We start from the raw sequence: 24,531 nt of genomic DNA, 5'->3' as shown, positions 1-24,531 counted from the left end.
GCGAACTATTCGGGATAAGTCTCGACATCCTCCGGCGGCGCCTTGTGGTACAGAATAAATGCCAAGGGATTGCCGGGCTCGGACGATACATCGCTGCGCAGGCCCGCCACCTCTCCGGCCACGCTGGTGGTGTACTCCGCAACCACTTCGCCGAAGCTGTTGCGCTGGATGGCTACCTTCTGTCCGGCTTCGACCTTGTCGTTGAGCTTGACCAGATGCTCGACGAACCCGCCCTCCGTTGCCAGAATCGGAAATGCGCTGTTGCCGACAAAAACAGCCGCGTCCTTGCCAGTGCGACCCATTGGTCCGGCGAGGATGCCATGGTGTTTGAGAACGTTCATCGTGCCTTCCACGAACTGGGCGATCATTTCGAGGTCCAGCACCCGAGCAGCGCCGACCTCCGGGCAAAAGGACGGGATGCCCGCATCGATAAACGCATTATGCAGGACGCCGGGATAGGTGTGATTGTCGAAAATCTGCCCGACGGGATAAAGATCCACGATCGCCTTGATCTCGGGCACATCCATGCTGGCAATATTGAATGCGGAAACCTCGAAACCGGTTGTCCCGGTGTGGAAGTCGATCGCGACGTCGGCGTTGGGCCGGAAAAGCCGGTTGAAAAGCAGCCCGGCGTGCCGGCTGGTCGCGGTGACACCGTTCTCGTTTCCGGGCCAAACCCGGTTCATGTCGACGAGATCGGGGCCCCTGCCCGAATTGGGCCATCTGCGCTGCATGGCCTCGATGGCCGGGCCAGACACGTCCGTGACCGCCATTACCGTGCCGGACATCTGCGCCGGATCGAGCTGGTTCATCACGGTGTGGACCGTATGCACTGAACTCATCTCGTCGCCATGGACGCCGCTCACCAGAACGACGCGCTTGCCCGGCTTTGCCCCCTTGGCGACAATCACAGACGCATACCGCTGCTGGCCCGTGGGCATCTGCACACCCTGAAAGTACAGGAAATGCTTCTTGCCGGGCTCGAGGTCGTTGACGTCGAGCGTACTGACGACCTTCTTCCCCTGCACCACATCACCGGTATAGACGGTTGCCTGCGGCGCAGCCGGTGCCGCTGTGTCCTGGGCATTCGCAGCGCCAGCGCTGGCGGCAAGGGCAGCCGACACGCCGACGGTGGCAATGGATGCGATCATGAAGTCGCGGCGATCGAGGCCTTCTTTAGGCTTGTCCGACATGATGGGAGGTCCTTTGTGATTTGAAAAACCAGGTTAGAACATCGGCATGGACATCGGTCACAAAATCCCGGCGACCACGCCTGAGCGTTTTCATGCAAATCCCCGACCGAGGCACAGACAGTTACCACGTTGGCCGTGACGGTTTCTTGTAGCGCTCCTCCTCGCCGGCTCAGCTGCAGCGCTGCAATGCATGACAGTCGGCACCGCAAAAATGTTTTAAACAATGAACCCGTGTCTGGAGGAAACGGCAAGTACGTAACTGTTAAGTTGCGGTGGTCACGACGGGATCGACGGCAAGTGGAAGGTCAGTCATAGCCGCTTGGATCGCACCGGCGTGGCGAAGGGTAATGCAGAGGCAAGAGGCTGACGGGCTGGTGCCGGTAGTTAAAATTTATCTTATTAGTATTGAGAAGCGAAGCACGTCAGGAAATACTTTTGCTTTCACTGCTAGCGCCGCGTCTTTCAATACAATTTCCAAAATGGCGCACGGTAGAATGTTTTGTGCGATTGCCAAATATGAAGTAAGACATGCCTTCGACTCGTGCGTATATTTCAACAGCATGCGGAGCAAATAATGGCAGTGGAAGAAGACGACGTTCTAGACTCTGTTGGAGAAATAACAGAGGACGACCTCAATATAAAATCCAATGATTTTCGTGAGATGGTAGTTGCACCGACCGATTGGACAATTAGCGTTCTAGTTGACCTTCTTAAACGGAAAAAGATCGATTTGCAGCCCAACTATCAACGTCGAATAGCGTGGACAGTGGACAAAATGTCCAAGTTCATTGAGAGCCTATTCCTGCGCCTTCCTGTTCCTCAAATCGTTCTCGCAGAAACAAGTCCGGGCCGATTTGCGGTCATCGATGGAAAACAGCGGCTAAACTCACTGGCACGTTTTTGCCTTGATATTGATAGTCCGCTAACTCTGAAGGGCTGCGAGTACAGGCAAGATCTCGACGGATTGACCTACGCTAAGATGCAAAGCCGTGACGATTTAGAAGGATCCGTTGATGCGTTTCAATCGCACACCGTCAGAACAACGGTAGTCAAGAATTGGGGTTCCGACGAACTTCTCTACCTACTGTTTCTTCGGTTAAATCAAAACAGCGTTACACTTTCACCTCAGGAGTTGAGGCGCGCGCTCTATCCCGGTGCGTTTCTAAATTGGCTAGATGAAAAAACCTCCACGTCGCCTGGAATGCAGCAGATATTTGCACGAATTCCAGATTTTCGTATGAGGGATATGGAATTGGCGACCCGCTTTTTGGGGTTTCACCTATACGGCAGCTTATACGCAGGAAATATGAAGCAATTCCTCGACAACGTTACTGAACACATAACGGCTCACTGGAAAAATCTCGCTCCCCAAATAGAGGACGCCTGGACGAAATACGAAGAATCTATCTCCACGACGGTTGCTATTTTTGGGCCGGACGCATTCAAAATGTGGCAGCGCGACAGATTCTTACCGACAAAAAACCGAGCTGTAATGGACGTTATGACTTATTATTTTTCCGCCGGCGATACATCTCATACTGCCAGACAAAACTCGGCTGCGGTAAAAGACGCGTTTAAATCACTCTGTGATCATGACGATGACTTCCGTCGATCTTTGCAAGTCTCTACGAAGACTGATGAAGCAACAAACATGCGGTTCACACAGTGGGGACAGACCCTACAGGCCGTCCTAAACACTGGGGTACGTGACTACCCTTCAACCCTCCTTCAATACTAGCGTTTTGACCATGGTGTCGCCCGCATTCAAGAGTCTTGACGTTCGCCTGCGTTATCTCTCATCTAATTTACCGCCTGCACCTGCCACTCCAGGGAGATTAACTGACGTAGAGAAAGATACTGTAGCTGCTTATGCCGTAATGACGTCCGCCGCTTGTGAACAGTTTATGGAAGATCGATGCATCCAGATCGCTGACGATGCGGTGAAGCTGTACAATGACAAGAGTAAAATAAACCGTGTCGCAAAACATCTATGCCTATTGCCATTCGTGGAAGTTACAAAGCATGAAAAAGACTTTGCAACGTTGACTGCTGTTATTGGGAGTCCGGGTTTCGGAATCGCAATGTCGAAAGCATTTAAGACTTCCGCTGCAGTCGAAATTGCGGATGTGCTGAACGCTGGATATAAACGTTATAAACAAGCCGTAAATAGAAATCATGGCATTGCTTTCAAATATCAGTTGAAGCTTTTGGCAATGATTGGCGTCGACATCAACGCTTTCGATCCAACCTTTAAAAGCAGAATAGAGCAGCTGTCCGCTCTGAGAGGTGAAGCTGCTCATAGATCGATTGTAGCTGCTACAACGATACCCGCACTGGCGGATCTGCCGATATGGACGACTGATCTTATAGTAGGATACAAGTCATTGGATAAAGTTCTGTCTAAGCTTCGCAATATAGCGACCTAGACCGTCACAACGCTGTAGCTTACTCTCAACTTTGTAATTTCTGACAGTGCCATTTTCGCCGACGGTCCATCCCTGCTACCATCCTTCCAGCGAATGCAGCCGTAATGACAGAATTCCCCCGGCAGCTGATAGGATAGGAATCGCTATGACCCTTATGACCCTTCGTGTGTTTACCGCAGCACTTGCATCAAGTGCCGCCCTTGGCCTTCTTCCAAAACGGTGCTCGCCGACGACATCGTCAAGGCAAAGAACGTGGTGCTTGTCCATGGACTGTTCGCGGACGGTTCCTGCTGGGTTGACGTCATAGGCCGCCTTCAGGAAGCAGGGTTGAACGTGACCTCGGTGCAAAATCCGTTGACGACGCTTCCGGAGGCTGTTGCCGCTGCCAAGCGGGTGCTTGACCGCCAGGACGGGCCGACCGTTCTTGTCGGGCATTCTTTTTCCGGAATGATCGTCACGGAAGTCGGGGTGCATCCGAACGTCTCCGCGCTGGTCTATATCGCCGCCCGCGCTCCGGATGCCGGCGAAGACTATACCGCTCTGGCCAAGACCTATCCGACACCCCCGGCCACTGCTGGCATCGTTTTCGATGGCGATGAGGGCCGGCTAAGCGAGCAAGCATTCCTCCACGACTTCGCGGGCGACGTGCCTGAGAAGCAGGCAAAAGTTCTCTTTGCCGTACAGGCGCCTTTCAACAAGGCACTGCTGGCTGGCAAGACGACACAAGCCGCATGGCGATCGAAGCCGAGCTTTTACGCAGTCTCCAAGAATGATCGCACGATCAATCCCGATCTCGAACGCTTCATGGCAAAACGCATGGGCGCGAAAACGATCGAGCTCGAATCCAGCCACGTTTCCATGATCTCGCAACCAGAGGCCGTGGCGGCACTCATCCTCGAAGCGGCTGGCATAGGCTCGTAAGGCTGATCCCAGTAGCGTTTCCGCCAAAACCCCGTACATTGCTCCCCGGGGAATACCATCGGTTGTATCGGTTCGTTGCGTTTGTGCTTTTCAACGCGCGCGACAACCACCGAACCAACCGTTTGGCGGGAGGCACGCATGGTGTTGGGGATGTTTATCGGGTCCATTTTCGTCGGCGGAACGGTCGCGCTGACGCTTACCTGCTATCTCCTCATGCGGTGGATGAGTGGCAATGAGCATGAGACCCATGAAAAGGACCTGGCGAGTTCGGTCGTCTTCCGTATCTCCGCCCTGCATGGGCTGATACTGGCGCTGGTTTTTGCGCAGGAAATGTTCAGCTACCAGCAACTCCGGCTTCAGACCGCCACCGAGGCCAATGCCATCGCCGACATCTATTTCGATGCCGGGCGCTATGGCGAAACCGAGAAGGTGAAGATCCAGAAAGAGCTTTCCGACTATATCCGCGTCGTCATCGTCAAGGAGTGGCCGGAACTTGGCCGGAATAACCGGCTTTCGCCGGAGGCCTGGACACAATGGGATGAAGCCTATCGCGCGATCCTCGATCTGGTGCCGACAAATCCGCGCCAGCAAAGCCTGCGAAACCACATGCTCGACCGGATTTACCTTGTCTCGGAAAGCCGCACCAAGCGCGAGAGTACGGTTGCCGATGCTCTCAGCGGCATATTCTGGTTCGCCGCCATTTCCGGGATGATCTTCATTGCAGTGGCCTATTATTCCTATCCGCCGACGCGCCGAAATGTCATCCTGATCTCACTTTTCGGCGCCTATACCGGCGTTATCCTGTTCCTCATCTACGCGTTCTCCAACCCCTACACGCAGCCGGCGGAACTCAGCCCCGGCCCGTTCCTGAGATTGCAGGAACAGATCGCGGCCCTACCGCCGCCGGCGGGTTGAGCTCCGCATCGCGCATGATATCAGTGCCGGATGCTGTGGGTCTGTTCGTGCGTCCTGTTGCTGTCGCGAAGGGTGCAATCATAATAGCCGGATGCACAGGACCGGGCCGGGTTCATGAAATAGTTTTCCACACGGGACTGCCAGCTGTTGCGCGAGCTCGTGCTATTGCAGCCGGCAAGCATGGATAAGGCCACAAGGGCGGCAGCCAGTTTCACAATACCCATATCTGTCTCCTCTTGTGCGGGTTCGGACTTGCACCCGCTTTAGCATGGTTATCTCTCCCCTTGTGGGAGAGAAAGCGATTTCAGCATCTTAGCCCTTGCTAAGTGCTAGAAATCGCCAGAGAGGGGATTTGTCTCACTGAACTACCCCCTCTCTTGGATTTTCCAAGGATTTAGCAAAGAGGCTAAATCCAGGAAAATCCTTTCTCCCCCACAAGGGGGGAGATAAGCACCACGCCCCTCAAAAATCTTCCGCTTCCGGTATCCGTCCGAACGCGATCTTGGAGCCGATATAATTGCCCGGGCCGTTGTTCGGGCCAAGGTTGAGCGCCTTCGACCCGTGCCGCACGCGTATCTTGTCGAGCACGTCCGACACGCGTTCCCACTGGCCGCGCTGCCTCACACTCGCGCCGGTGTCAAAGAGGTCGCGGCTCGCCTCGTCCTCGGCAGACAGGTCATGCAGCACCACCGTGACCGAGGTGATATTGCGCATCTCACCCGCCGCAATCATATTCGCGTGCAAATCATTGAGACAATTCAGGAAAGTATGATCGTCGCGCGCCGGGCGGAACTGGCCCTCCAGCGTCACGCGGCTGTCGCGTCTGACGCCGACCGTATAGCTCATCGCCCCGGCGCGGTAATGCGAGCGGCGCAGGCGGCGGGCGGCGCTCAGGCTCAGCAGCCTTGCGCATTGCAGCACTTTTTCCGGCGCGCGCCAGTCCGGTGGCAGGTTGCGGCCGTGGCCGAACATGCGCTTGATCGTCTCCGGCTTTTCCACCGCGTAGCCATGCAGCGCTGCAACGAAGCGCTCGCCTTCGACGCTGTTCCAGATGGCGCGGGCATGCTTCGGCGCGAGGTCCCACAGGCCCCTGATGTCGCTGACGCCAGCCTCGCCGAGGCGCGCCGTCATGCCTTTGGAGATGCCCGGCAAGTCGCGCAATTCCAGATCGAACAGGCGCCCCGGCAGATCCGCATGGTCCAGCAGCACGAAGCCATCCGGCTTGTCCATTTCCGCCGCGATCTTGGCCAGAAGCTCATTGACGGAAATGCCGATCGAACAGGTGAGGATCGGACCGATCTCGTCATGCAAGGCGCGCTTGATCCGCGCCGCCAGTGCCGACGCGTCACGGGCTTCCGATTGCAAGAGGTTGCAAGCGACCTCGTCGATGGAGCGGACGGCGGCGATCGGCACGCAGCGCTCGATCGTCTCAAGGATGCGATTATGCAACTTTACGTATATGTCCGGTCGTGCCTCGATGAAGACGATGTCCGGGCATTTCTGCTTCGCCTCGGCAACGCTCGTCCCCGTCTTGATGCCGAACGGCTTCGCCTGCCGGCTGGCGGCGATGACACTCGTATGCGGCGAGTCCAGCGGCACCACTGCAACCGGGCATCCTTGCAGCGCCGGATTGAGCTGTTGTTCAGCGCTGGCAAAGAAGCTGTCAAAATCCAGATAAAGCTTTTCGGTATGGGTCGGTTTACGCATGGTCACAAGTTCTCAGCTGAGAACAAAACTAGAACATGGATCGCAAAAAAATGAAACCCGAATCTGCAAAAAGTGAGGATAAGTTTTACCGATTCTTACGCAAGAATCGTCGATTCTCACTCAAAAAAATCTCAAACTGGACCAAGAATTTCGGATCTCACACGGCTTTTGCCGCGTCGAGGATGCGAAATTGGGTGGTGGTCGAACCATTCCAGTGATTGAGCGCAAGGTTCCCAGCCACATGCAGCGACTGACCTAACTCCTTGAAAAGAAAGTCTCCGAGCGAACTTCCAACCGCCCGAAACGCTATCGCATTGATGCGTCTGCCGTCCGCACCCTCCAGCGTTGCCTTGACATGGCTCGTGCCGACCGTCCTCGCATCGACCAGCCTGTGATGCGGCAAAACCAGCACTGGTTGGGGGTGTCCGGAGCCAAAGGGACCCGCCCTTTCCATGGTCTCGTAGAGTGGCACGGTCGCCCCGGCAGCGCTCAACGCGCCATCGATGGCAAGCGATGCGTTGCCACGCAATTGGCCGACCATCTCGCTAGCGCTTTCCTCGAAAAACGCCCGTAAAGCCGCCATTTTGTTGCGTTCCACGGTGATTCCGGCCGCCATCGCGTGACCACCGCCTTTGACCAGAAGCCCCTGCTCGACCGCGTTTCGCACCAGTTTTCCGAGGTCAAAACCATTGATCGACCGGCCCGAACCGCTCCCAGTACCATTGGCGTTGAACGCGATCGCGAAGGCCGGTCGCCGCGTCCGCTCTTTCAGCCGCGCCGCGATCAGTCCGACGATGCCGGGATGCCAATCATCGCTGGCGGTGACCAGTACCGCCGGTCCGGACCCGGCGGAGAGTTCGACCATCGCCTCGGCCTCTGCCTGTTCCAGCATGATGGTTTCCATGGCCTGGCGTTCCTGATTCAGGCGGTCGAGTTCTTCGGCAATACGCATCGCTTCGCTCTGATCGTCGAGCGTCAGCAGCCTTGCACCCAGCCCGGCATCACCGATCCTCCCGCCAGCATTTATCCGGGGACCTATTAAGTACGCGAAATGAAAGGCATTTAGCGGCTCGCCAATGCGCGACACCCGTGCCAGCGCCGAGAGACCCGCATTCTGCTGGGCGCGCGCAACGAGTATGCCTTTGACCACGAAAGCGCGGTTGAGCTCCTTCAGCGGCACCACATCGCACACTGTCGCAAGCGCCACGAGGTCAAGCAGCGACAATAGATCCGGGCCGAGAACGCCCAGGTTGACGTGCTGCTCGCGCAGCACCCGCGACGTCTGCACCAGCGTCAGGAAGACAACCCCGGCAGCGCAAAGATGGCCCTGCCCTGACAAATCGTCCTCGCGATTGGGATTGACCACCGCATGGGCCGCGGCCGGCAGTTCGCCGCCGACCTGATGGTGATCGAGCACCACCACGTCGGCACCGGCGTCCTTGGCCGCCGTGATCGCCGCCGCGCTGTTGGTGCCACAATCCACGGTGACGATCAGCGATGCCTGCTGCGCCAGTTCCTGCATGGCGGTGGGATTGGGGCCGTAACCTTCGAAAATCCGGTCCGGGATGTAAATCCGGTTGGCAATGCCATAGTGCGTGAGAAAACGCGACAGGATCGCCGAAGAACAGGCGCCATCCACGTCATAATCACCAAAAATGGCGACTTTCTCGCGGGCTGCGATCGCTCTGGCGATGCGCTCGGCGGCCTTGTTCATGTCGGTCAGCGAAGCAGGATCAGGCATGAGGCTCTTGATCGTCGGCTCCATGAAGGCAACCGCCTCGTCGAGCCCGACGCCCCGGCCTGCCAAAACCCGCGTCACCAAGTCCGGAAAGCCGTGGTTTTGCGCCATCGCCAGCGCGATATTGGCTTCGCGTTGCCCCAGCCGGTCGATCCATTTCAGACCAGTTGCCGATTGTTCAACGCCGAGGAAAAGCCGTTCAGGAACCATCGCTCCGGTTAATCACTCGGCGGCATTGAATGCAATGCTTCGAAAGACCTATCCAACGGCTTTTGCCGGTGCTTGCTCAGTTCCCAGGCGGCAGCGCGAGGGAACTCACGGTGGACGCGACAGACGACGCGAAGTCCGTAAGCTGGCGGTCGACGAGTTCCTTGGAACTCAGTCGGTAGTTTATCACGGGTTGGATGAGCAGATAGCGGCCAAGAACACCCGTAGCGCAGACCAAAAAATCATCCTTTTTCTGCGGATCGTCGGAACTGACGCAGGCCATGGCCCGGTTGCCATAGCTGACATTTGTCCGCTGCGCGATCTGGCCGGGCTGGGTGCTATGATATTGAAAAGCCTGATCGAGAAGGCTGCGCACCACGGGATCGTCCGGTCCGTCCCTGACCGGATAGATGCCCGGCACATTGCTGGCCCTGACACCATTGATCGAGACTATGGCACGTGCATCCAGCCCACCATATTCGACTGTCGCACTGAAATTCTGCGGATCGCTGGTGCGGCTTATCACGGTGAACGGGCCGGATGTGTCAGGCAGACTGATCAGAATGTCCCCAGAACGATAACCTTGAATAAGGTCAGGATCGGCTTCCTGTGCATGGAGTGTCGAGAACTGTGTCGAGCCCACGGCCATCAACAACGCGCAACCGACAATTCTGTGCTGGATATTCATGGTTGTCCCGCCCGAATGAATTCCTCTCAGAGCAAAATAGCAAAAATACTGTCGTTCCAATAGGGTACAGAGACATTTGTCAGTAAACAGGCTTAAAATAAAACTGCCGGCTCTTTCGAACCGGCAGTCGAGGCGGTCGGAACGATGTTCCTACTGGAACTTCGCCATATCCTGATGCTTCGCCTTAATTTCGCGGACCGTCTGCGAATGGGAACGCATGACGACGGTGTGGGTCTGAATGTAGTCCCGCGCAAATTTCACACCCGACAACATATTGCCATCGGTAACACCCGTTGCGGCAAACAGCACGTCGCCCTTGGCCATCTCTTCCATTGTGTAGATCTTCTTGGGATCGCTGATGCCCATCTTGGCGGCACGGGCGATCTTGTCATCGCTATTCAACTGTAGGCGACCCTGCATCTGACCACCGATGCAACGCAGGGCAGCCGCCGCGAGCACGCCCTCCGGCGCACCACCGATGCCGATATAGATATCGATGCCAGTTTCATCGGGATCGGTCGTATGGATGACGCCGGCCACGTCGCCATCGCCGATCAGGCGGATGGCAGCGCCGGTCGCGCGCACTTCCTCGATCAGCCGAGCATGACGTGGCCGATCCATGATGCACGCTGTGATTTCATTGATCGGCACGCCCTTGGCCTTGGCCACAGCCATGATGTTTTCGATGGCAGGTGCGTCCAGATTGATGATACCGGCGGGATAGCCGGGTCCGACGGCGATCTTTTCCATGTAGACATCGGGTGCGTAGAGAAGATTACCCTTTTCGGCAATGGCAATAACGGCGAGCGAGTTGGGCAGGTTCTTGGCGCAGATTGTCGTGCCTTCCAGTGGATCGAGCGCGATATCGACTTCCGGTCCATTGCGCGTACCGACTTCCTCGCCAATGTAGAGCATCGGCGCTTCGTCACGTTCTCCCTCGCCGATTACAACTGTACCTGCGATTGGCAGGCGATTAAGTTCCTGGCGCATCGCATCAACGGCCGCCTGATCCGCCGCCATCTCGTCGCCACGTCCGCGCAGACGTGCTGCAGCAACGGCTGCGCGCTCGGTTACGCGCACGAGTTCGAGCGTCAAAATGCGGTCGAGACCCGCTTCATTCTGGTCGTTGGTTTTCAGCATAGTAATCCCTGCGTTGGTGTGGACACGCCGCATTCCGGATGAATACGGCCTTCCATAGCATTGCTATGCAAACCTTTTGTCAAAGTCGAAACGCAGCGGCAAGACCTGCGCGACAAGAAAACCGCCTTGCCGAAAAAGCTAATCGATTAAACGCGATAGGAGGCGTTTCTCCCAGCTTTACCCCGCCCGTTCGATACGGATCATCTGCGGTTTGTCGGTCGCATGCCCATCCTTGACGATACCTTCGAGCGCCTTTTTCACCGCCGCCTCGGTCGTCTCATGCGTCACGAGAATAACTGTCTTTGTCGCTTCCGGCTGGTCGGTGGCGCTCTGCCGCTGAACAATCGATTCAAGCGAAATGTCATTGTCGGCCATGCGTTTGGCGATGGCGGCGAACACACCGGCCCGATCGTGCACCGTCAGGCGAATAAAGTAACCGCCTTCATGCGCACGCATCTTGGCGCGTTTATACGGCGCGAGAGCTTTGGCCGGTGTTCCAAACACAGGCCCATGCTGGAAGCCCGGCCGGCTTTTCGCAATATCGGCGAGGTCGCCAATGACGGCGGACGCCGTTGCCGCACCACCTGCCCCAGGCCCGGATAGAAGCAATTCACCCAGGAGATCGGTCTCGATCGCGACCGCATTGGTGACGCCATGTACCTGTGCGATGACCGATTCGACCGGCACCATCGTTGGATGCACGCGTTGCTCGATACCGCTCTCGGTCTTGAGCGCCACGCCCAAAAGCTTGATGCGATAGCCGAGTTCATCAGCCGCTTTGATATCCGCCAGCGAGATATTGCTGATACCTTCGAGATAGATATCGTCGGCCGCAATTTGCGTACCGAAAGCAAGACTGGTCAGGATCGCAAGCTTGTGCGCCGTGTCGTTGCCTTCGATGTCGAAGGTCGGATCAGCCTCCGCATAGCCGAGGCGCTGCGCATCGGCGAGGCAATCCTCGAAGGAAATTCCCTCGTCCCACATCCTCGTCAGGATATAGTTGCAGGTGCCGTTCATGATGCCATAAACGCGCGAAACCGTGTTGCCTGTCAGGGATTCGCGTAAGGCCTTGATCACCGGGATACCACCAGCGACCGCCGCTTCGAAATTCAGGAGAACACCCTTGTCTTCCGCGATTTTCGCAAGCGAAACGCCGTGCTTGGCAAGGAGGGCCTTGTTGGCGGTGACGACGTGACGACCGGATCGCAATGCGGCTTCAACCGAGGCACGTGCTGGTCCTTCATCGCCGCCGATCAGTTCGATAAAGACATCGATGTTGTTGGACTTGGCCAACGCAACCGGATCGTCGAACCACGTCGCGGACGAGAAATCCACGCCGCGATCGCGCTTGGCGTCCCGCGCCGATACGGCGGTGACGATGATTTCCTTGCCGCACTGACGCGTGAGCATTTCACCCTTGTCACGCAATATTTTCAAAACCGAGGCACCAACAGTACCTAGTCCGGCGATTCCCACGCGCAGCGCTTCACTCATTATTCAATTCCCTGAATTTTCATTGAGACGGCGCCGAAACGGCGCCGCAAATTTCAGTGCCGGCAACGCCGGTCAGCGATGCGCATTCAACGAAATGACGTTATGCAATTTCTCTTCCGCGGTTGAAAGAAACCGCTTGAGATTGCGCGCGGCCTGACGAATGCGATGCTCATTCTCAACAAGCGCGACGCGGATATAATCATCGCCATGCTCACCGAAGCCGATGCCAGGCGCGACCGCGACGTCCGCGTGTTCGATCAAGAGCTTGGAGAACTCCAGCGAACCGAGGCTGCGGAACTTCTCCGGGATAGGTGCCCAGGCGAACATGGTCGCAGCCGGTGCGGGTATATCCCAGCCGGCACGGCCAAAGCTCTCCACCAGCACGTCACGGCGATGCCTGTAGACATTGCGCACCTCCGCAATGTCCGAACCGTCACCATTCAATGCCGAGGCAGCAGCAACCTGGATAGGCGTAAATGCGCCATAATCGAGATAGGATTTCACACGCGTCAGCGCCGAAATCAGCCGCTCGTTGCCGACCGCAAATCCCATGCGCCATCCGGGCATGGAGAAAGTCTTGGACATTGAGGTAAATTCAACCGCCACATCGATCGCGCCGGGAACCTGCAGGATGGAGGGAGGTGGCGCACCATCGAAATAGATTTCCGAATAGGCCAGATCCGACAGAATGATGATTTCATTCTTGCGGGCGAACGCCACCACATCCTTGTAGAAATCCAGCGACGCAACATGCGCGGTCGGATTGGACGGATAGTTGAGAATCAGCGCTAAAGGCTTCGGAATGGAGTGGCGGACACCGCGCTCCAACGCCGGAATGAATTGGTCATCGGGCAGTGCCGGGATCGAGCGGACGACACCGCCCGACATGATGAAGCCAAAAGCGTGAATGGGATAGGTCGGGTCCGGACAAAGCACCACATCGCCAGGAGCGGTGATGGCCTGCGCCATATTGGCAAAGCCTTCCTTCGAGCCCAAGGTCGCAACGACTTGCGTATCGGGATTGAGTTTAACGCCGAACCGGCGATCGTAATAGGCCGCCTGCGCTCGGCGTAAACCCGGGATGCCCTTTGATGACGAATATCGATGCGTGCGCGGATCCTGGACAGCCTCGCACAGCTTGTCGACGATACTCTGGGGTGTCGGCAGGTCCGGGTTGCCCATGCCGAGATCGATAATGTCCGCACCCGCCGCTCGCGCGCTTGCCTTCAGGCGATTGACCTGTTCGAAAACGTACGGTGGCAGGCGGCGAACTTTATGAAATTCTTCCATAGGGTTGGGTCCGGTTAAAAGGGTTCGTTATGGGCGTGCGCTATACACCGAAACAGCACGGGGGTCGAGCAATCATTGCGCGTATGTGGTCGCATGTGCTTCCCCCTTGCCACGCCCGCTTTCGCGCCTGGCCATTGCTTGCATGCTGGGAAGACGGGCGGTCGTCGAAGCGCGTCTTTGTAGATAAATAATGCGATCCGAAGACCGCCCGTCCGGCGTCTTTTGATCCCGTCCGTTCCGCTTGGGAGGCCTCGACTTTGAGTGAATTGCTTCACCCGCTGCCGAAAGCCCCTTTCGAAGTGCTCGTCCAGCACACGCCAGTCGTAGTACCGGCAGGGGAACCCTTGGACGGAACTTCCCCGGACAGCGGGTCCGTTACCCGCCATCGGAGGCGCCGATCCTCTCCCCACTTCGAACGGCTCCGGAAGCAGTTCCCCGTGGAGAGGACGGGACTAGAATAAGCGAGGTTTTGGGGGCGTGGATAAACAGCCACGATTATTTTTTGAAGTAACTGAAATTACGAGAAGAACCCCTCCCTGCTGCTGCGCAGCCTCCCTCCCCACAAGGGGGAGGGTTAGATCGTCGCGCCTGTCATCGCTGCACGCGCGAAACAGGAGGCGCTGCAGGATAATGCGCTGTTACCCTCCCCCTTGTGGGGAGGGAGGCTGCGCAGCAGCAGGGAGGGGTTTTTGGGGACGCGCCATCAGGAGTGAAAACTTATCCCCAATTTCCGGATGTTCCAGCGTGCAAGTGAAACGAGATCACTGAGGTGTGGAAGACGACGACTTCCCCTCGATCTCCTTTAGATCGGCTTCCTGCTGTTTTTTCAGGAGTTGCATCTCGGCCTGCCTACGGGCCGCGACAGCGGGATCCGAGGACGGGCCGGCTTGTCCAGACTTGGCGACGGAAAGCCTTGATCGCAGCGCATCCTTTTCCTCCGGCGTGAACTGCGTGGTCTCGCCTTTTGGATCAGGTGTGAAATGCGGATAGGCACCGGTATTTACCGGCCCGGTCAGAGGCGAATTGGACATGGGCGCCGGGGGCGGACTGGCGCAGGCACCGAGGCCGGCAATGAGGATGGCGCCAACAGAGAAGCGCATAATGTTTTTGACCGAAATGTTCATTATGTGTCCTGACTGCGAAAAACGATTTCATCATTGCCGTAACAATTGCACGTTAGAGGGATAGCACCGATTTATGATATGATGTCAATATCGCGCATCGACGGGAGGAAGCGACTATATGGATAATCAAGGCGATAAGAGCGGCAAGACCCCGAACCTTGATAATTATGTCGTCAAGGATCCGGAAGCCTTTGCGCGCAATGTCGCCCATATGATCGAGCAGGCCGGGAAAGCGGCTTCCGCCTGGGTCGAACCGCGCGAAAAAGGCCTGAAGCGTGACACGCTCGCCGACCCCGTCACGGACGTGGTGAAGACACTTTCAAAAGTTTCGGAATATTGGCTTTCCGAGCCGGCCCGGGCCCTTGAAGCGCAGACCAAACTTTTTTCCAGCTATATGGTGATCTGGTCGAATTCCATTCGCCGCATGAGTGGTGAAGAGGTTGAGGACATTGTCACGCCCGACAAGGGTGACAAGCGTTTCGCCGATGAAGACTGGGGCAAGAACGCCTTTTTCGATTTTCTCAAGCAGGCCTATCTCGTTACTGCACGTTGGGCGGGGGATCTCGTCGAAAACGCCGAAGGACTTGACGATCATACGCGGCACAAGGCGGCATTTTACGTCAAGCAAATCACCACGGCGGCATCACCGAGCAACTTTCTCTTGACCAATCCGGAGCTTTACAAGGAAACCGTTGCCAGCAATGGCGAAAATCTCGTTCGCGGCATGAAGATGCTGGCCGAAGACATTGTCGCCGGAGGTGGCGACCTTCGCTTGCGTCAGTCAGATCTTACGAAATTTGCACTCGGAGACAATGTTGCAACCACTCCAGGCAAGGTTATCGCCCGCAGTGAAGTGGCGGAAATCATTCAGTATGAGCCAGCCACAAAGGACGTATTCAAGCGCCCTCTCCTGATTTGCCCGCCATGGATCAACAAATTCTACATTCTCGACCTGAACCCCGAGAAATCCTTCATAAAATGGGCGGTGGAACACGGCCACACGGTGTTCGTGATTTCGTGGGTCAATCCCGACCATCGCCACGCCTTGAAGGACTGGACGGCCTATATCAATGAAGGCCTGCGTTTTGGGCTCGATACGGTCGAGAAAGCCACGGGCGAAAAGGCCGTGAACGCCATCGGCTACTGTGTTGGCGGAACCCTCTTGAGCGCTGCCCTCGCTCTCTTTGCAAAGGAAGGCGAAGAGCGAATCAAGAGCGCCACCCTCTTTACAACGCAGGTGGATTTCACCCATGCGGGCGATCTCAAGGTCTTCGTTGACGAAGATCAAATCCAGGCGCTGGAAAAGGCAATGTCGGCGGAAGGTTATCTGGACGGAACGCGCATGGCGACGGCGTTCAACATGCTCCGTTCTGGCGACCTGATATGGCCCTATGTGGTCAACAATTATATGCGCGGCCGTGATCCCGTGCCGTTCGACCTGCTTTACTGGAATGCCGATGCCACAAGGATGAGCGCGGCAAACCATTCCTATTATTTACGCAATTGCTATCTCGACAACAATCTGGTGCGCGGCATGATGAAGCTCGCTGGAGAGAGCCTCTCGCTCGCCGATGTCAAAATCCCGATCTATAATCTCGCGGCCAAGGAAGATCATATCGCTCCCGCGCTTTCCGTCTTCACGGGCTGCCGTTATTTCGGTGGGGATATCACCTATGTCATGTCGGGCTCGGGTCACATAGCGGGCGTCGTCAATCCACCCGCCAAGAACAAGTATCAATATTGGACGGGCGGCAAGCCTGTCGGCGCATTCGATGAATGGCTGGCAAAGGCGAAAGAACATCCCGGTTCCTGGTGGAATCATTGGGAGAAATGGATCGAAGCGCAAGACGGAGCACGCGTTCCCGCACGCAAACCAGGTGAAAATCACATGGAAATTCTTGCCGAAGCGCCGGGAACATATGTACGCGTGCGTGTCTAAAGCAGTCGATTTGTAACGGTGGAAAACCGGAAAGAACACGTAACGACAATGGCGAGAAAGTGGCCGATCACTTTTTCGCCTCATTCTGCCTATACTTGAAGCCTTGTGCAGATGACAAAACTTCATTAACTCTGGCGACTCTCTGCCGGTGTTATTTGCACTTCAATAGAACTTCGCGAGCTTTCTGCTCTTATAAAAGCGGACCGGACTGAACACGACACGGCCGGAAAAGACGAGACGGGGGAATCGTTGAAATTACTGCCAGCTTCAGTTTATGCCCTTCGGGCGAGTACGGTTGCATGCGTCATTGTGCTTTCCGCCATGGCGGCTACATCGTGTACCTCGACGGTCTCAAGCCCCGGAGCAACGGCTGCCCTGGCTCCCTCCAGCGATGCCACAACACACACAACTGAAAGCGCGATGCCGTCGGGTGGCACCCAAGCGCTAACCCCCGAAGCGCTGGCTCTGGCCGGTAGCACTGAGACAAGTGCGCTTCAGGCCATAAATCAAACCGTCAAACCTGCGAATGGCAAGGCGTCGCCGGCAACGACCACTGCAGAAGCCCAGAAAGGCTCAGAACAGCAAATCGCGGCCACAGCCACTCCCCCACAGCCCCCCGTCAAAACATCGCTTTTTGGTTCGAGCGCTCCTGCCAGCACAGAAGAGACACAGGTTGCAAGTGCGGCGACAGTGGCAGCGCCCGTCAAGACATCGCTGTTCGGAAATCCGATGCGGGGCGAAGGCAACATACAGCCGAAAAAAGCACCGCAGCAAGCTGCCGAGGTTCCGGCAGCTGACGCAGACAAGACCGTAGCCAAGGCCGATGACGCTCCTGCATCCCCGGAGCAAGGCATTGCGCCTGAAACGACGCGTCCAGCGACGGCAGCAAAGAACAACGGCGCGCTTATGCGACTGTTCTCCAATAATCTGTCGAAGCCGGCCGGAAAGCGCCTGGTCGCGGTTATCGAACCGAAATCGCCAGCCAAACTGCGTTCAGTCGATACGTCGTCCCATGCAGCATCGCCGCTTCCCGCCGCCAGTTCCTTTGCCGGCCAGACCCAATATGTATCATCCTCACTACCCGGCGTGCGGCCCAATGCGGGCATCCAGATCATGCAGCGCGACAGTCTTTATGACGATGACGATGTTGAAGCCGCAGCAGCTCCTGTGATTCTTGCCTCGGCCGCAGGCCTGGCGCGTCTCGCGCCGAACGGTCTCAAGGTTCAGCGCGAAAACGTTCAGGTTGCCTGCCTGAAGCCGCAGCTCGTTGGTATGCTGAAAACAATCGAACGCAGATACGGCAAGTCCGTAATTGTGACGTCGGGTTATCGCAGCCCGCCCTATAACCGGCTTGTCAACGGCGCGAAGGCATCGCTGCACATGTCCTGCGCTGCCGCGGACATACAAATTCCCGGGGTTTCCAAGTGGGAATTGGCCAATTTTGCCCGCTCGATGCCCGGACGGGGCGGTGTCGGTACCTATTGTCACACCGAATCAGTTCACGTCGATATTGGACCAACGCGGGATTGGAACTGGCGCTGTTCACGCAGGGCCGGCTGAGTTGCCAGCACAAAATACTGTCCCTCGCAGGTGGTGCAGCACCAATGCTGGGTTGATGAACGGCACAAACGTCACTTTTTCGAAAAAAGAACGCTTTATGGGCTTGCGGCGCAAAAACTGTTTCACTATAAGCCGCTTAACCGAGCGGCGCCCATCGTCTAGCGGTTAGGACGGCGCCCTTTCACGGCGCAAACAGGGGTTCGATTCCCCTTGGGCGTACCAGGTTTTTCAAGCACTTAGATGCATTCACCGTAAATCCTTGTAATATTCATGTAATAAGTCTTTTCAGACAAGCGTGAAAAATTGTCACGCTTCATGCGATTTCCCTACCCTCTTCAGTGCCCTCCCTTTGAGAGCATTGCAGACTATTCGTTTGCAGAAAATCCCTGGACAACGGTTTGCCACCCGCCTCCTGCGAGGATGGGATCGCCCCTCGTTACACCTCTATTGGCCGTGCAGATGAAATACAAATCAGACTGCGAAGCACGGAGAATTGCTATTACCTCCTCGCCATGCACCCCATCTTTCTCGCCCACGACCGAATGCAACTGTTTTCCATTGTGAGCGTACGATATCGAGTAAATCCGTTCGTCTGCAACCGGCCCGCTTACCTTCCCGACATACTCCTTGATTGACTCGTACATCCGTTCCGTTTGGTCCTTGTCTTTTGCATGGGGTATAAAAAATGCTGGCATTTGCTCCTCCATATTCCCCAAGTTCTTCCTTCTAATAGTTCTCACAACGAGAAAAAGCTAGGAACGACGGGCTCACCGTCCGCCGTTCGAATTTCTTCAGGTAGCGGTGGTCGGTACAGCGTGCTCTAGAATTGCGTACGTTCTACCGTGTCCCGCACATCGAGGATGCCCGCCCACATCCTTGAATGCAACCGTAGTTCATCCGGCAAGGTGCGGGAGGGCTTCAATCGCGTCATGCGTTTGGCCTGCCAAGTCTAGGGCCAACAGCATCGTGGAGGCCACACTGCCCTGTAGCGCGGTCATGCCGTCGCTTGACGGTTGCCCTTCCATGTAACTGACAGCGGCAGCGCAAACGTTCAGCAGCGCCATTGTCGTGTAGGAGCGTTCGATATCGGTGAGAGTCATGGCTGCACCACTCCTGCTGCGTACACATCAGACGCCATGTCCAATGCGGTTTGGTTGCGTTCCTTGATGACATCGAGGAGGCGATGAAACGCCCCCTCGTGTTCTCCGCCCCCACCATCAAACGCTAGGTGAAGGGCGGTAATCAGATCCGCGTTGTTGTCCAGCAGATCAATGACGCCGAGAATACCGGTAGGCTTTTCCATTTAGGCGACCCCCTCTACTAGAGAGGATTGGATTGCTGCGTCAAAATCCTCGTCGTCTATCAGGGTGTCACGGACTTCCGGTTGAGTAAGATAAAGTCCCTTCATCCGGTATTCTTCGAGGGTCTGGCACCGATAGGAGCAGATGTCATGCAATGCTGCGATATGGGCTGTATGTGCGTCTTCGTAAGCTTGAAGTGCCTTTGTGAGACCAAACTTGCGCTTGCGTTCTGTTTCCTGCTCATAGGCTGCATCGACTGCAAGCAAGTCCTGAGCCGCTGCCCGGTCCAAAGCTTCCCGCGCCTGTTCGGCCAGCTGTGGCGCAATCTTTTCCAGCGAGGCCAAACGCCCGCGCTGTTTGAAGTAATCGGCTGCAATATTCTCTTTGGCGGTTGAACCGTCGCCGCTCAACTCGTAAGCGCCGCCAAGGGATTTAGACACAAGGGGCCTACCGCCGTTAGCATTTACATAAGCCCTGTAGGCATCTTCCTTGCGGCTTAGCTGGGCGGCAACCTTTCCGAACTTATTCCAAGAAACTTTGTGCGCTTCAATCATTGCAGCGAGAGGGCTTAACTGCACCTCGTGAGCAGTTGCAACGGTGACGACGGTCGCGGCAGCTCCCGCGAACGGGAGAGCGGCGATAACTGTTCTGCGATTGATATTCATGACTTTGCACCTTTCAAGGTAGCTGGACTAAAAAACTGGAATGCAATGAAAGCTGTTGCGTCAGCTTTAAAGTCGCGGCCCCTCTACAAACTTGGCGAGAACGGTATCGCGGTATTTCGCTTCCTCTGCCTTGCGTTCACGCTGACGGGCTTCATAGTCAGCCCATGTCTCCTTGCGTGCTTCCCGCATCTTTTCGGTTTCCGGGCGCATTGCATGGATGACCACGCCGAGAACCAGCGGCTCGCGTACTCTGTTGTCGTCGGTAAAATCGACATCCCACTTAGTGAGATCCGGATGCATCTCCACGATTGCCCTCTTCATCTCTTCGAAGTGGTAGTCGCGGCGTTCCTTGGCGGTTCTCATCTTTTGTATTTGCTTAACCATAAAACTAACCCCTTGTGACTATCGGTCTAATTCTGCCCTTGTTAACACTATGAACGATTGTAACGTTCGTTTTTCAGTGCTAACGTGCTATTTACATACTCCACATAAAGAGCGTTTACAATAGCAAACGTGCGAAAAAGGAATGTTATGATTTCTCCCGAGCAATGCCGAGCCGCCCGAGCCCTGCTAAATTGGACCCAAGACGAGCTGGCACAGCGTGTTTCCATCGCTGCAGCGTCTATTCGCGCGTTCGAAAAAGGACGGGAAATGAGAGGATCGAACCAGAAGCTATTGCGGATGACGTTTGAAAAGGCGGGGATTGAGTTCCTTGATGAAAACGGCAAGGGAGCCGGTGCACGTCTGGCAAAGCCATCGTCATGGGAAGCTGTTCAACCATGATTCGCGCGGTAGCAGAGCCAAAGGCAACGCCACGGGGCCGCATGTCGGAGAAGCGCCGACAGCACATTTTCACCGAGAACTTCGGCGTCTGTTGCTTGTGTAACGTGAAGATTGACCGGCGCGGTGAACGCTGGATCGTTGAGCATAAAATACCGCTCGGATTATCCGGTAAGGACACCAACCCGAATTGCGCACCAGCACACTATGAATGCGCCCAGGAAAAGACCAAGGGCGATATGCAGCTGATCAACAAGGCAAAACGAGCCAATGCAGCCGCCACCGTCCGAACACCGGAACGGAAAGCAGCAGAGAAGAAATATGATTGGAAACTCCGGAGGTATCTAAAACCGTCAGTCCAGATTTGACCATTCAAATTCGATTTCGCCACCGAGCGCTTTAATAGCCCTGCCAATCGCTTTATGATTTGGCTTAGCACCAAGCCACCCGGGCCTTGTAAAATACCTGCCCGTTCCACTCATTTTGTCCAACGTTGGCATCGAAATGTCCATCAAAAGACAACGTTCCCGGATCTTGTCAATTAGATAGTCGCCAGACGATTTGTAGGATTTCGCACCCTTTATTCCATTGGTCTTGGCAGCAGCACGCACCTTAGCATCGCTCGCAAACGGGAATGCTTTCCGCAGCTCGTTCCAATCGCCCTTCGGATAGAGCTTTCGCAAAAGTACGATTTCCCGACCTTTCCAGATATGCCGCTCTCTTTGCTCTTGTGGGCTTCTGCATTTCGCTCGGATGGCCTCTCTGGTTCGCGTCGGCAGTGCTGCGAGCATCAAATCATAATCTGGGTACAGGCTTCGACAAACCTGTAGTTCGCCATCAGTCCACCACCGGGCGTTACTCATCGGGCCATTTGACTGTAACTTTTCCATCGAGAACTTTGGATGCTGTATAGAGAGAACTGTATGAAGGCTTGTTTCTCGATGCCTTCTTGAACGCCGCCCTTGTCCCGCACTCCTCGTCTAGATCAACTAGTGTCAACCGGAGATCGAAACAACGGTCCCGAACTGAATCCAAAGCGGCATATCCGGTACGCATGTACGGTTTTCGATTGCGAGTGAACCCGCTTTTTTCGGCTCTTTTCGTGATGCGCCTCCACGAAAATCCAGGAAATGCCAGTAGTAGCTCCGTCTTAGTTGCCGGACCAAACATTCTTCTAAGTTTTAAGAGCTCGGTATCGGTCCAGCGAGGCTGCTGTTTAGTAGCGATGCCAATTGCTATGCACCGGTTATGGATAGCGCAGCGGGTTCGATTTGGCAGCAATTCACACAGTTTGTCGTAGTCGGGATGATGGGTCCGAAGGATACCATCCTGCCATTCAGGCCACAGGAAGTGGCCCTTACAGGTGACCCCGGTTTGTAGCTGCCTCTCGCGCATTCGCTGCGCCAAAGCCGCATTTCTTGCAAGCCTCCGAGCATCCATTGCGATTCTCCCGCCTCAGGGTGGCAAGGAGAGCAGAACAATGCAAACGACCGAGGCAGGTTATGCCCGAAATCCACAGCGGCCTCGTCAATACGGCGTCGCGCTAAGGCCAAGCTGCTTCGATCCACACGCCGAGCACTTCAGCTTTGGTGCCAAGTCCTTGTGCATGGCGCTGTGGTTTCTTCCGAGCTGCTGCGCCAGGACCTTCAAATCCATCTTTCGTGAGTGATTGCACCCTCGACGATGACAAAACACCCAAAGCGTATATCCGCGATCGATCATCGCACCGATGGTGCCGTTTTCGCTGGTATCCATCTGCACTTGAAGGGGTTGCGGCTTCGCCTTCCGTTCAAATATGTCCTCGTATGGAAGCACTTCGCAATCCGTGCTGTTGCAGTCTTTGCATCTGAATTTGAGGCTTCTGATTTCACGACCGTGACCAAACATTTCGCTGAGACTACCCGCAGTAAAGCTCGCAGCCTTGTTGCACCTCCGGCAGCGGGATCGCACGAGCATGGCATGGCGAGCCGCCTGCCCTAATGTTTTCATTGTCCGCGTCATAAGAACAAAATGAGAACATAGTGCTGGCTCGTCAAGGGTCGAAGACGCCACAGTACGCGGCCTGAGGACGTCAATCGATCCATCCCGCCATCTTATTCGCAATGAAGGGCTAGAGACCGCCGCTCTTTGGCCGGGACTGCGCCTCTTCGGCATCGTCTAGGCGCTTTAGAAGTTCATCGAATAGCGGGTCGTCGCTGGGCGGCTGGCGACGCGCGTCTCCGATGTAGTTCTGAAATCCTTCGTGCCGGGCTGTCTGCCGCATTCCCTCGGCATTGCGGCGTTCGTCTCTGCTCTTGTTCACAGAATTGTCCTCCAGCGGACACAACCTCCCGCTGCGACAATCGTTCCCTTAATTGTCCACCCAAAGACCTTTGACTTGAGGAGATTTCCGACGATAGATATGGAACGTCACCAGCCACAAACATTAGGCTACTGGTGCTTGAGAGATGCTTCGTGCTTTCGCCTATGACGGGGAAAGGGCAATGTTTAGCAAACTCGAAAATCTCATCTATTCGACTGAAGACTGGGCCACTATGCAGACCGCGCACCGTATGGCATCGGCCATTCTCAACCGTGATCCGACGACGCATGAAAATGCAGAGCGACTGGCCCGGTGCATCATGAAGCTGTTTGACCAAGGCATGCGCGACGCAAAGGATATCGCCCTAAAGGCGGCGGAGCAGGAAGCGTCAGTCTCTGCGATTGGCGACGAACGCGACGGCGGGATCAGCTAGGAATCGCAATGAGACGGCCCGACACACGGCTAACCAGCAACATCGCACGTTACCGCGCGTCTTGTGCTAATTGTCCACCAGCGGACATAGTATTGACGCACCCCGAAATGAGTTTTTTAATATCTGGGTCGCTGGACCTAGTAGTGGCGCCCTGCGATTGAGAGATGCCAAGTGCTCCCGCCGTAATACAGTGCGGGAGGAAGGCTATGCCCCGTCATTTCAGGAATATTATCTATTACAGCGAAGATTGGACTGTAATGGAGGGTGCGCTTCTGAAGGCCACCAGAAAACTGCACAAAGCTCAGGGCCTTGAAGATTCGGATCGTCTCGCGCGAAGGGTCATGACGCTGTTCAACGAGGGTCTTCGCGACGCAGAAATCATTGCCCGAGCAGCTGCCAATCAGGAAATGTTGATTGGCAAAGTAGCATCGCTCCGAAGTTCGGCAAGATACCCCAATGCCTAACGATGTTAGCCAACGCCTCGACAGCAAACTCGAATGCCCGAAGTGCCAAACGATCTACCTTACGTTCACCCAAGATTTGGCGCTGACCACACCAATCGTTTGTAGCTCTTGCGGAGAATACATGGGTACGTGGGGTGATCTGGAGACAGATTTTTACGCTCAAGGCGGCGGCGACGGCGTGTTCGAATTGCGCGACGGCCAGATCATACGCAGGGGATGATCCTATGCGAATAGATTTCGATGA

Annotated in this window: 25 protein-coding genes, 1 tRNA gene and 1 pseudogene; 11 read left to right on the top strand and 16 right to left on the bottom strand. The window is 55.8% G+C overall.

All coding sequences use genetic code 11. The features are described 5' to 3' along the window. Window positions 1–5: 5 nt before the first annotated feature. A complete protein-coding gene (locus tag PHA01_RS13710; protein ID WP_271896393.1) occupies window positions 6–1,193 on the bottom strand; it encodes a M14 family metallopeptidase in 1,188 nt (395 codons plus the stop codon). 574 nt (window positions 1,194–1,767) lie between these two features. On the opposite strand from PHA01_RS13710, the gene PHA01_RS13705 reads away from it, so the two are divergent. From PHA01_RS13705 to PHA01_RS13690, 4 genes and pseudogenes are all read left to right on the top strand, one after another. Then, window positions 1,768–2,931: a DUF262 domain-containing protein gene (locus tag PHA01_RS13705; protein ID WP_271896391.1), complete on the top strand. Its 1,164-nt coding sequence runs from the start codon at window positions 1,768–1,770 to the stop codon at window positions 2,929–2,931. A gap of 10 nt (window positions 2,932–2,941) precedes the next feature. After that, window positions 2,942–3,619, top strand: a complete 678-nt coding sequence (locus PHA01_RS13700; protein WP_271896389.1) for a hypothetical protein — start codon at window positions 2,942–2,944, stop codon at window positions 3,617–3,619. A gap of 145 nt (window positions 3,620–3,764) precedes the next feature. Continuing rightward, window positions 3,765–4,540, top strand: a pseudogene (locus tag PHA01_RS13695) (alpha/beta fold hydrolase). Window positions 4,541–4,678: 138 nt separating this feature from the next. Next, the gene (locus PHA01_RS13690; RefSeq protein ID WP_271896387.1) at window positions 4,679–5,455 is read left to right on the top strand and encodes a bestrophin-like domain; all 777 of its coding nucleotides are present in this window, start codon (window positions 4,679–4,681) and stop codon (window positions 5,453–5,455) included. Window positions 5,456–5,475: 20 nt separating this feature from the next. Here the strand turns inward: PHA01_RS13690 and PHA01_RS13685 are convergent, their stop codons facing one another. The 8 genes from PHA01_RS13685 to PHA01_RS13650 form a co-directional block, all read right to left on the bottom strand. Then, window positions 5,476–5,679 carry a hypothetical protein gene (locus PHA01_RS13685; RefSeq protein WP_271896385.1) on the bottom strand — a complete coding sequence of 68 codons (204 nt, stop codon included), beginning with the start codon at window positions 5,677–5,679 and terminating at the stop codon, window positions 5,476–5,478. Window positions 5,680–5,917: 238 nt separating this feature from the next. Continuing rightward, the gene (locus tag PHA01_RS13680; RefSeq protein WP_271896383.1) at window positions 5,918–7,162 is read right to left on the bottom strand and encodes a Y-family DNA polymerase; all 1,245 of its coding nucleotides are present in this window, start codon (window positions 7,160–7,162) and stop codon (window positions 5,918–5,920) included. A gap of 157 nt (window positions 7,163–7,319) precedes the next feature. After that, window positions 7,320–9,110, bottom strand: a complete 1,791-nt coding sequence (gene recJ, locus PHA01_RS13675; RefSeq protein WP_271896381.1) for a single-stranded-DNA-specific exonuclease RecJ — start codon at window positions 9,108–9,110, stop codon at window positions 7,320–7,322. 76 nt (window positions 9,111–9,186) lie between these two features. Beyond that, window positions 9,187–9,795 carry a hypothetical protein gene (locus PHA01_RS13670; protein ID WP_271896379.1) on the bottom strand — a complete coding sequence of 203 codons (609 nt, stop codon included), beginning with the start codon at window positions 9,793–9,795 and terminating at the stop codon, window positions 9,187–9,189. Window positions 9,796–9,945: 150 nt separating this feature from the next. Next, complete coding sequence (glpX, locus tag PHA01_RS13665) at window positions 9,946–10,935, bottom strand: class II fructose-bisphosphatase (RefSeq protein WP_112530389.1); 990 nt, start codon at window positions 10,933–10,935, stop codon at window positions 9,946–9,948. A 177-nt stretch (window positions 10,936–11,112) separates the two neighbouring features. Further along, complete coding sequence (locus PHA01_RS13660) at window positions 11,113–12,429, bottom strand: homoserine dehydrogenase (RefSeq protein ID WP_112530387.1); 1,317 nt, start codon at window positions 12,427–12,429, stop codon at window positions 11,113–11,115. Window positions 12,430–12,501: 72 nt separating this feature from the next. Beyond that, entirely contained in the window at window positions 12,502–13,719 is a 1,218-nt protein-coding gene (locus PHA01_RS13655) for an LL-diaminopimelate aminotransferase (RefSeq protein ID WP_114429919.1), read from the bottom strand. 761 nt (window positions 13,720–14,480) lie between these two features. After that, entirely contained in the window at window positions 14,481–14,843 is a 363-nt protein-coding gene (locus PHA01_RS13650) for a hypothetical protein (protein ID WP_271896374.1), read from the bottom strand. 118 nt (window positions 14,844–14,961) lie between these two features. Between PHA01_RS13650 and phaC the strand changes: the two genes are divergently transcribed. The 3 genes from phaC (at window position 14,962) to PHA01_RS13635 (ending at window position 18,564) form a co-directional block, all read left to right on the top strand. Then, window positions 14,962–16,782 (top strand): class I poly(R)-hydroxyalkanoic acid synthase, encoded by a 1,821-nt coding sequence (phaC, locus tag PHA01_RS13645; protein WP_271896372.1) that lies wholly within the window; start codon window positions 14,962–14,964, stop codon window positions 16,780–16,782. A 249-nt stretch (window positions 16,783–17,031) separates the two neighbouring features. Then, a complete protein-coding gene (locus tag PHA01_RS13640; RefSeq protein WP_271896370.1) occupies window positions 17,032–18,342 on the top strand; it encodes a D-Ala-D-Ala carboxypeptidase family metallohydrolase in 1,311 nt (436 codons plus the stop codon). A gap of 147 nt (window positions 18,343–18,489) precedes the next feature. Next, window positions 18,490–18,564, top strand: a tRNA-Glu gene (locus PHA01_RS13635). A gap of 143 nt (window positions 18,565–18,707) precedes the next feature. Here the strand turns inward: PHA01_RS13635 and PHA01_RS13630 are convergent. The 5 genes from PHA01_RS13630 to PHA01_RS13610 all read right to left on the bottom strand — a co-directional run bounded on the left by PHA01_RS13630 (window position 18,708) and on the right by PHA01_RS13610 (window position 20,692). Further along, window positions 18,708–19,037 carry a hypothetical protein gene (locus tag PHA01_RS13630; RefSeq protein WP_271896368.1) on the bottom strand — a complete coding sequence of 110 codons (330 nt, stop codon included), beginning with the start codon at window positions 19,035–19,037 and terminating at the stop codon, window positions 18,708–18,710. A gap of 198 nt (window positions 19,038–19,235) precedes the next feature. Further along, window positions 19,236–19,442 (bottom strand): hypothetical protein, encoded by a 207-nt coding sequence (locus tag PHA01_RS13625; RefSeq protein WP_271896366.1) that lies wholly within the window; start codon window positions 19,440–19,442, stop codon window positions 19,236–19,238. After that, complete coding sequence (locus tag PHA01_RS13620; RefSeq protein WP_271896364.1) at window positions 19,439–19,645, bottom strand: hypothetical protein; 207 nt, start codon at window positions 19,643–19,645, stop codon at window positions 19,439–19,441. Before PHA01_RS13620 ends, PHA01_RS13625 begins: the two co-directional genes overlap by 4 nt. Beyond that, complete coding sequence (locus tag PHA01_RS13615; protein WP_271896362.1) at window positions 19,646–20,308, bottom strand: hypothetical protein; 663 nt, start codon at window positions 20,306–20,308, stop codon at window positions 19,646–19,648. Between the two features lie 66 nt (window positions 20,309–20,374). Continuing rightward, window positions 20,375–20,692: a hypothetical protein gene (locus tag PHA01_RS13610; protein WP_271896360.1), complete on the bottom strand. Its 318-nt coding sequence runs from the start codon at window positions 20,690–20,692 to the stop codon at window positions 20,375–20,377. A 147-nt stretch (window positions 20,693–20,839) separates the two neighbouring features. Between PHA01_RS13610 and PHA01_RS29270 the strand changes: the two genes are divergently transcribed. Next, complete coding sequence (locus PHA01_RS29270) at window positions 20,840–21,091, top strand: helix-turn-helix domain-containing protein (RefSeq protein ID WP_334312022.1); 252 nt, start codon at window positions 20,840–20,842, stop codon at window positions 21,089–21,091. 350 nt (window positions 21,092–21,441) lie between these two features. Here the strand turns inward: PHA01_RS29270 and PHA01_RS13605 are convergent, their stop codons facing one another. Beyond that, window positions 21,442–21,978, bottom strand: coding sequence for a hypothetical protein (locus PHA01_RS13605; RefSeq protein WP_271896358.1), 537 nt, complete (start codon window positions 21,976–21,978; stop codon window positions 21,442–21,444). Window positions 21,979–22,771: 793 nt separating this feature from the next. On the opposite strand from PHA01_RS13605, the gene PHA01_RS13600 reads away from it, so the two are divergent. Then, window positions 22,772–23,068 carry a hypothetical protein gene (locus PHA01_RS13600; RefSeq protein WP_271896356.1) on the top strand — a complete coding sequence of 99 codons (297 nt, stop codon included), beginning with the start codon at window positions 22,772–22,774 and terminating at the stop codon, window positions 23,066–23,068. Window positions 23,069–23,198: 130 nt separating this feature from the next. Here PHA01_RS13600 and PHA01_RS13595 read toward each other — a convergent pair whose 3' ends face one another. Continuing rightward, the gene (locus tag PHA01_RS13595) at window positions 23,199–23,390 is read right to left on the bottom strand and encodes a hypothetical protein (RefSeq protein ID WP_271896354.1); all 192 of its coding nucleotides are present in this window, start codon (window positions 23,388–23,390) and stop codon (window positions 23,199–23,201) included. Window positions 23,391–23,571: 181 nt separating this feature from the next. On the opposite strand from PHA01_RS13595, the gene PHA01_RS13590 reads away from it, so the two are divergent. Beyond that, on the top strand, window positions 23,572–23,823 hold the full coding sequence (locus PHA01_RS13590) for a hypothetical protein (protein ID WP_271896352.1): 252 nt from the start codon (window positions 23,572–23,574) through the stop codon (window positions 23,821–23,823). A gap of 206 nt (window positions 23,824–24,029) precedes the next feature. Next, window positions 24,030–24,287 carry a hypothetical protein gene (locus tag PHA01_RS13585; RefSeq protein WP_271896350.1) on the top strand — a complete coding sequence of 86 codons (258 nt, stop codon included), beginning with the start codon at window positions 24,030–24,032 and terminating at the stop codon, window positions 24,285–24,287. Window positions 24,288–24,531: the final 244 nt, after the last annotated feature.

Origin of the sequence: Candidatus Phyllobacterium onerii (genome assembly GCF_028331445.1) — a bacterium.
GTDB classification, from domain to species: Bacteria; Pseudomonadota; Alphaproteobacteria; order Rhizobiales; family Rhizobiaceae; genus Phyllobacterium; species Phyllobacterium onerii.
The sequence above is the reverse complement of the archived record's forward strand: the minus strand, read 5'-3'. Positions and strand labels throughout refer to the sequence as shown.

Coding starts and splice junctions, on each gene's coding strand:
- PHA01_RS13655 (WP_114429919.1), bottom strand. CDS start 13,719: ATGGAAGAATTTCATAAAGTTCGCCGCCTGCCACCGTACGTTTTCGAA.
- PHA01_RS13650 (WP_271896374.1), bottom strand. CDS start 14,843: ATGAACATTTCGGTCAAAAACATTATGCGCTTCTCTGTTGGCGCCATC.
- PHA01_RS13600 (WP_271896356.1), top strand. CDS start 22,772: ATGACAAAACACCCAAAGCGTATATCCGCGATCGATCATCGCACCGAT.
- PHA01_RS13590 (WP_271896352.1), top strand. CDS start 23,572: ATGTTTAGCAAACTCGAAAATCTCATCTATTCGACTGAAGACTGGGCC.
- PHA01_RS13705 (WP_271896391.1), top strand. CDS start 1,768: ATGGCAGTGGAAGAAGACGACGTTCTAGACTCTGTTGGAGAAATAACA.
- PHA01_RS13615 (WP_271896362.1), bottom strand. CDS start 20,308: ATGAATATCAATCGCAGAACAGTTATCGCCGCTCTCCCGTTCGCGGGA.
- glpX (WP_112530389.1), bottom strand. CDS start 10,935: ATGCTGAAAACCAACGACCAGAATGAAGCGGGTCTCGACCGCATTTTG.
- recJ (WP_271896381.1), bottom strand. CDS start 9,110: ATGGTTCCTGAACGGCTTTTCCTCGGCGTTGAACAATCGGCAACTGGT.
- PHA01_RS13620 (WP_271896364.1), bottom strand. CDS start 19,645: ATGGAAAAGCCTACCGGTATTCTCGGCGTCATTGATCTGCTGGACAAC.
- PHA01_RS13605 (WP_271896358.1), bottom strand. CDS start 21,978: ATGGAAAAGTTACAGTCAAATGGCCCGATGAGTAACGCCCGGTGGTGG.
- PHA01_RS13680 (WP_271896383.1), bottom strand. CDS start 7,162: ATGCGTAAACCGACCCATACCGAAAAGCTTTATCTGGATTTTGACAGC.
- phaC (WP_271896372.1), top strand. CDS start 14,962: ATGGATAATCAAGGCGATAAGAGCGGCAAGACCCCGAACCTTGATAAT.
- PHA01_RS13630 (WP_271896368.1), bottom strand. CDS start 19,037: ATGCCAGCATTTTTTATACCCCATGCAAAAGACAAGGACCAAACGGAA.
- PHA01_RS13690 (WP_271896387.1), top strand. CDS start 4,679: ATGGTGTTGGGGATGTTTATCGGGTCCATTTTCGTCGGCGGAACGGTC.
- PHA01_RS13585 (WP_271896350.1), top strand. CDS start 24,030: ATGCCCCGTCATTTCAGGAATATTATCTATTACAGCGAAGATTGGACT.
- PHA01_RS13610 (WP_271896360.1), bottom strand. CDS start 20,692: ATGGTTAAGCAAATACAAAAGATGAGAACCGCCAAGGAACGCCGCGAC.
- PHA01_RS13670 (WP_271896379.1), bottom strand. CDS start 9,795: ATGAATATCCAGCACAGAATTGTCGGTTGCGCGTTGTTGATGGCCGTG.
- PHA01_RS13625 (WP_271896366.1), bottom strand. CDS start 19,442: ATGACTCTCACCGATATCGAACGCTCCTACACGACAATGGCGCTGCTG.
- PHA01_RS13700 (WP_271896389.1), top strand. CDS start 2,942: ATGGTGTCGCCCGCATTCAAGAGTCTTGACGTTCGCCTGCGTTATCTC.
- PHA01_RS29270 (WP_334312022.1), top strand. CDS start 20,840: ATGATTTCTCCCGAGCAATGCCGAGCCGCCCGAGCCCTGCTAAATTGG.
- PHA01_RS13710 (WP_271896393.1), bottom strand. CDS start 1,193: ATGTCGGACAAGCCTAAAGAAGGCCTCGATCGCCGCGACTTCATGATC.
- PHA01_RS13685 (WP_271896385.1), bottom strand. CDS start 5,679: ATGGGTATTGTGAAACTGGCTGCCGCCCTTGTGGCCTTATCCATGCTT.
- PHA01_RS13660 (WP_112530387.1), bottom strand. CDS start 12,429: ATGAGTGAAGCGCTGCGCGTGGGAATCGCCGGACTAGGTACTGTTGGT.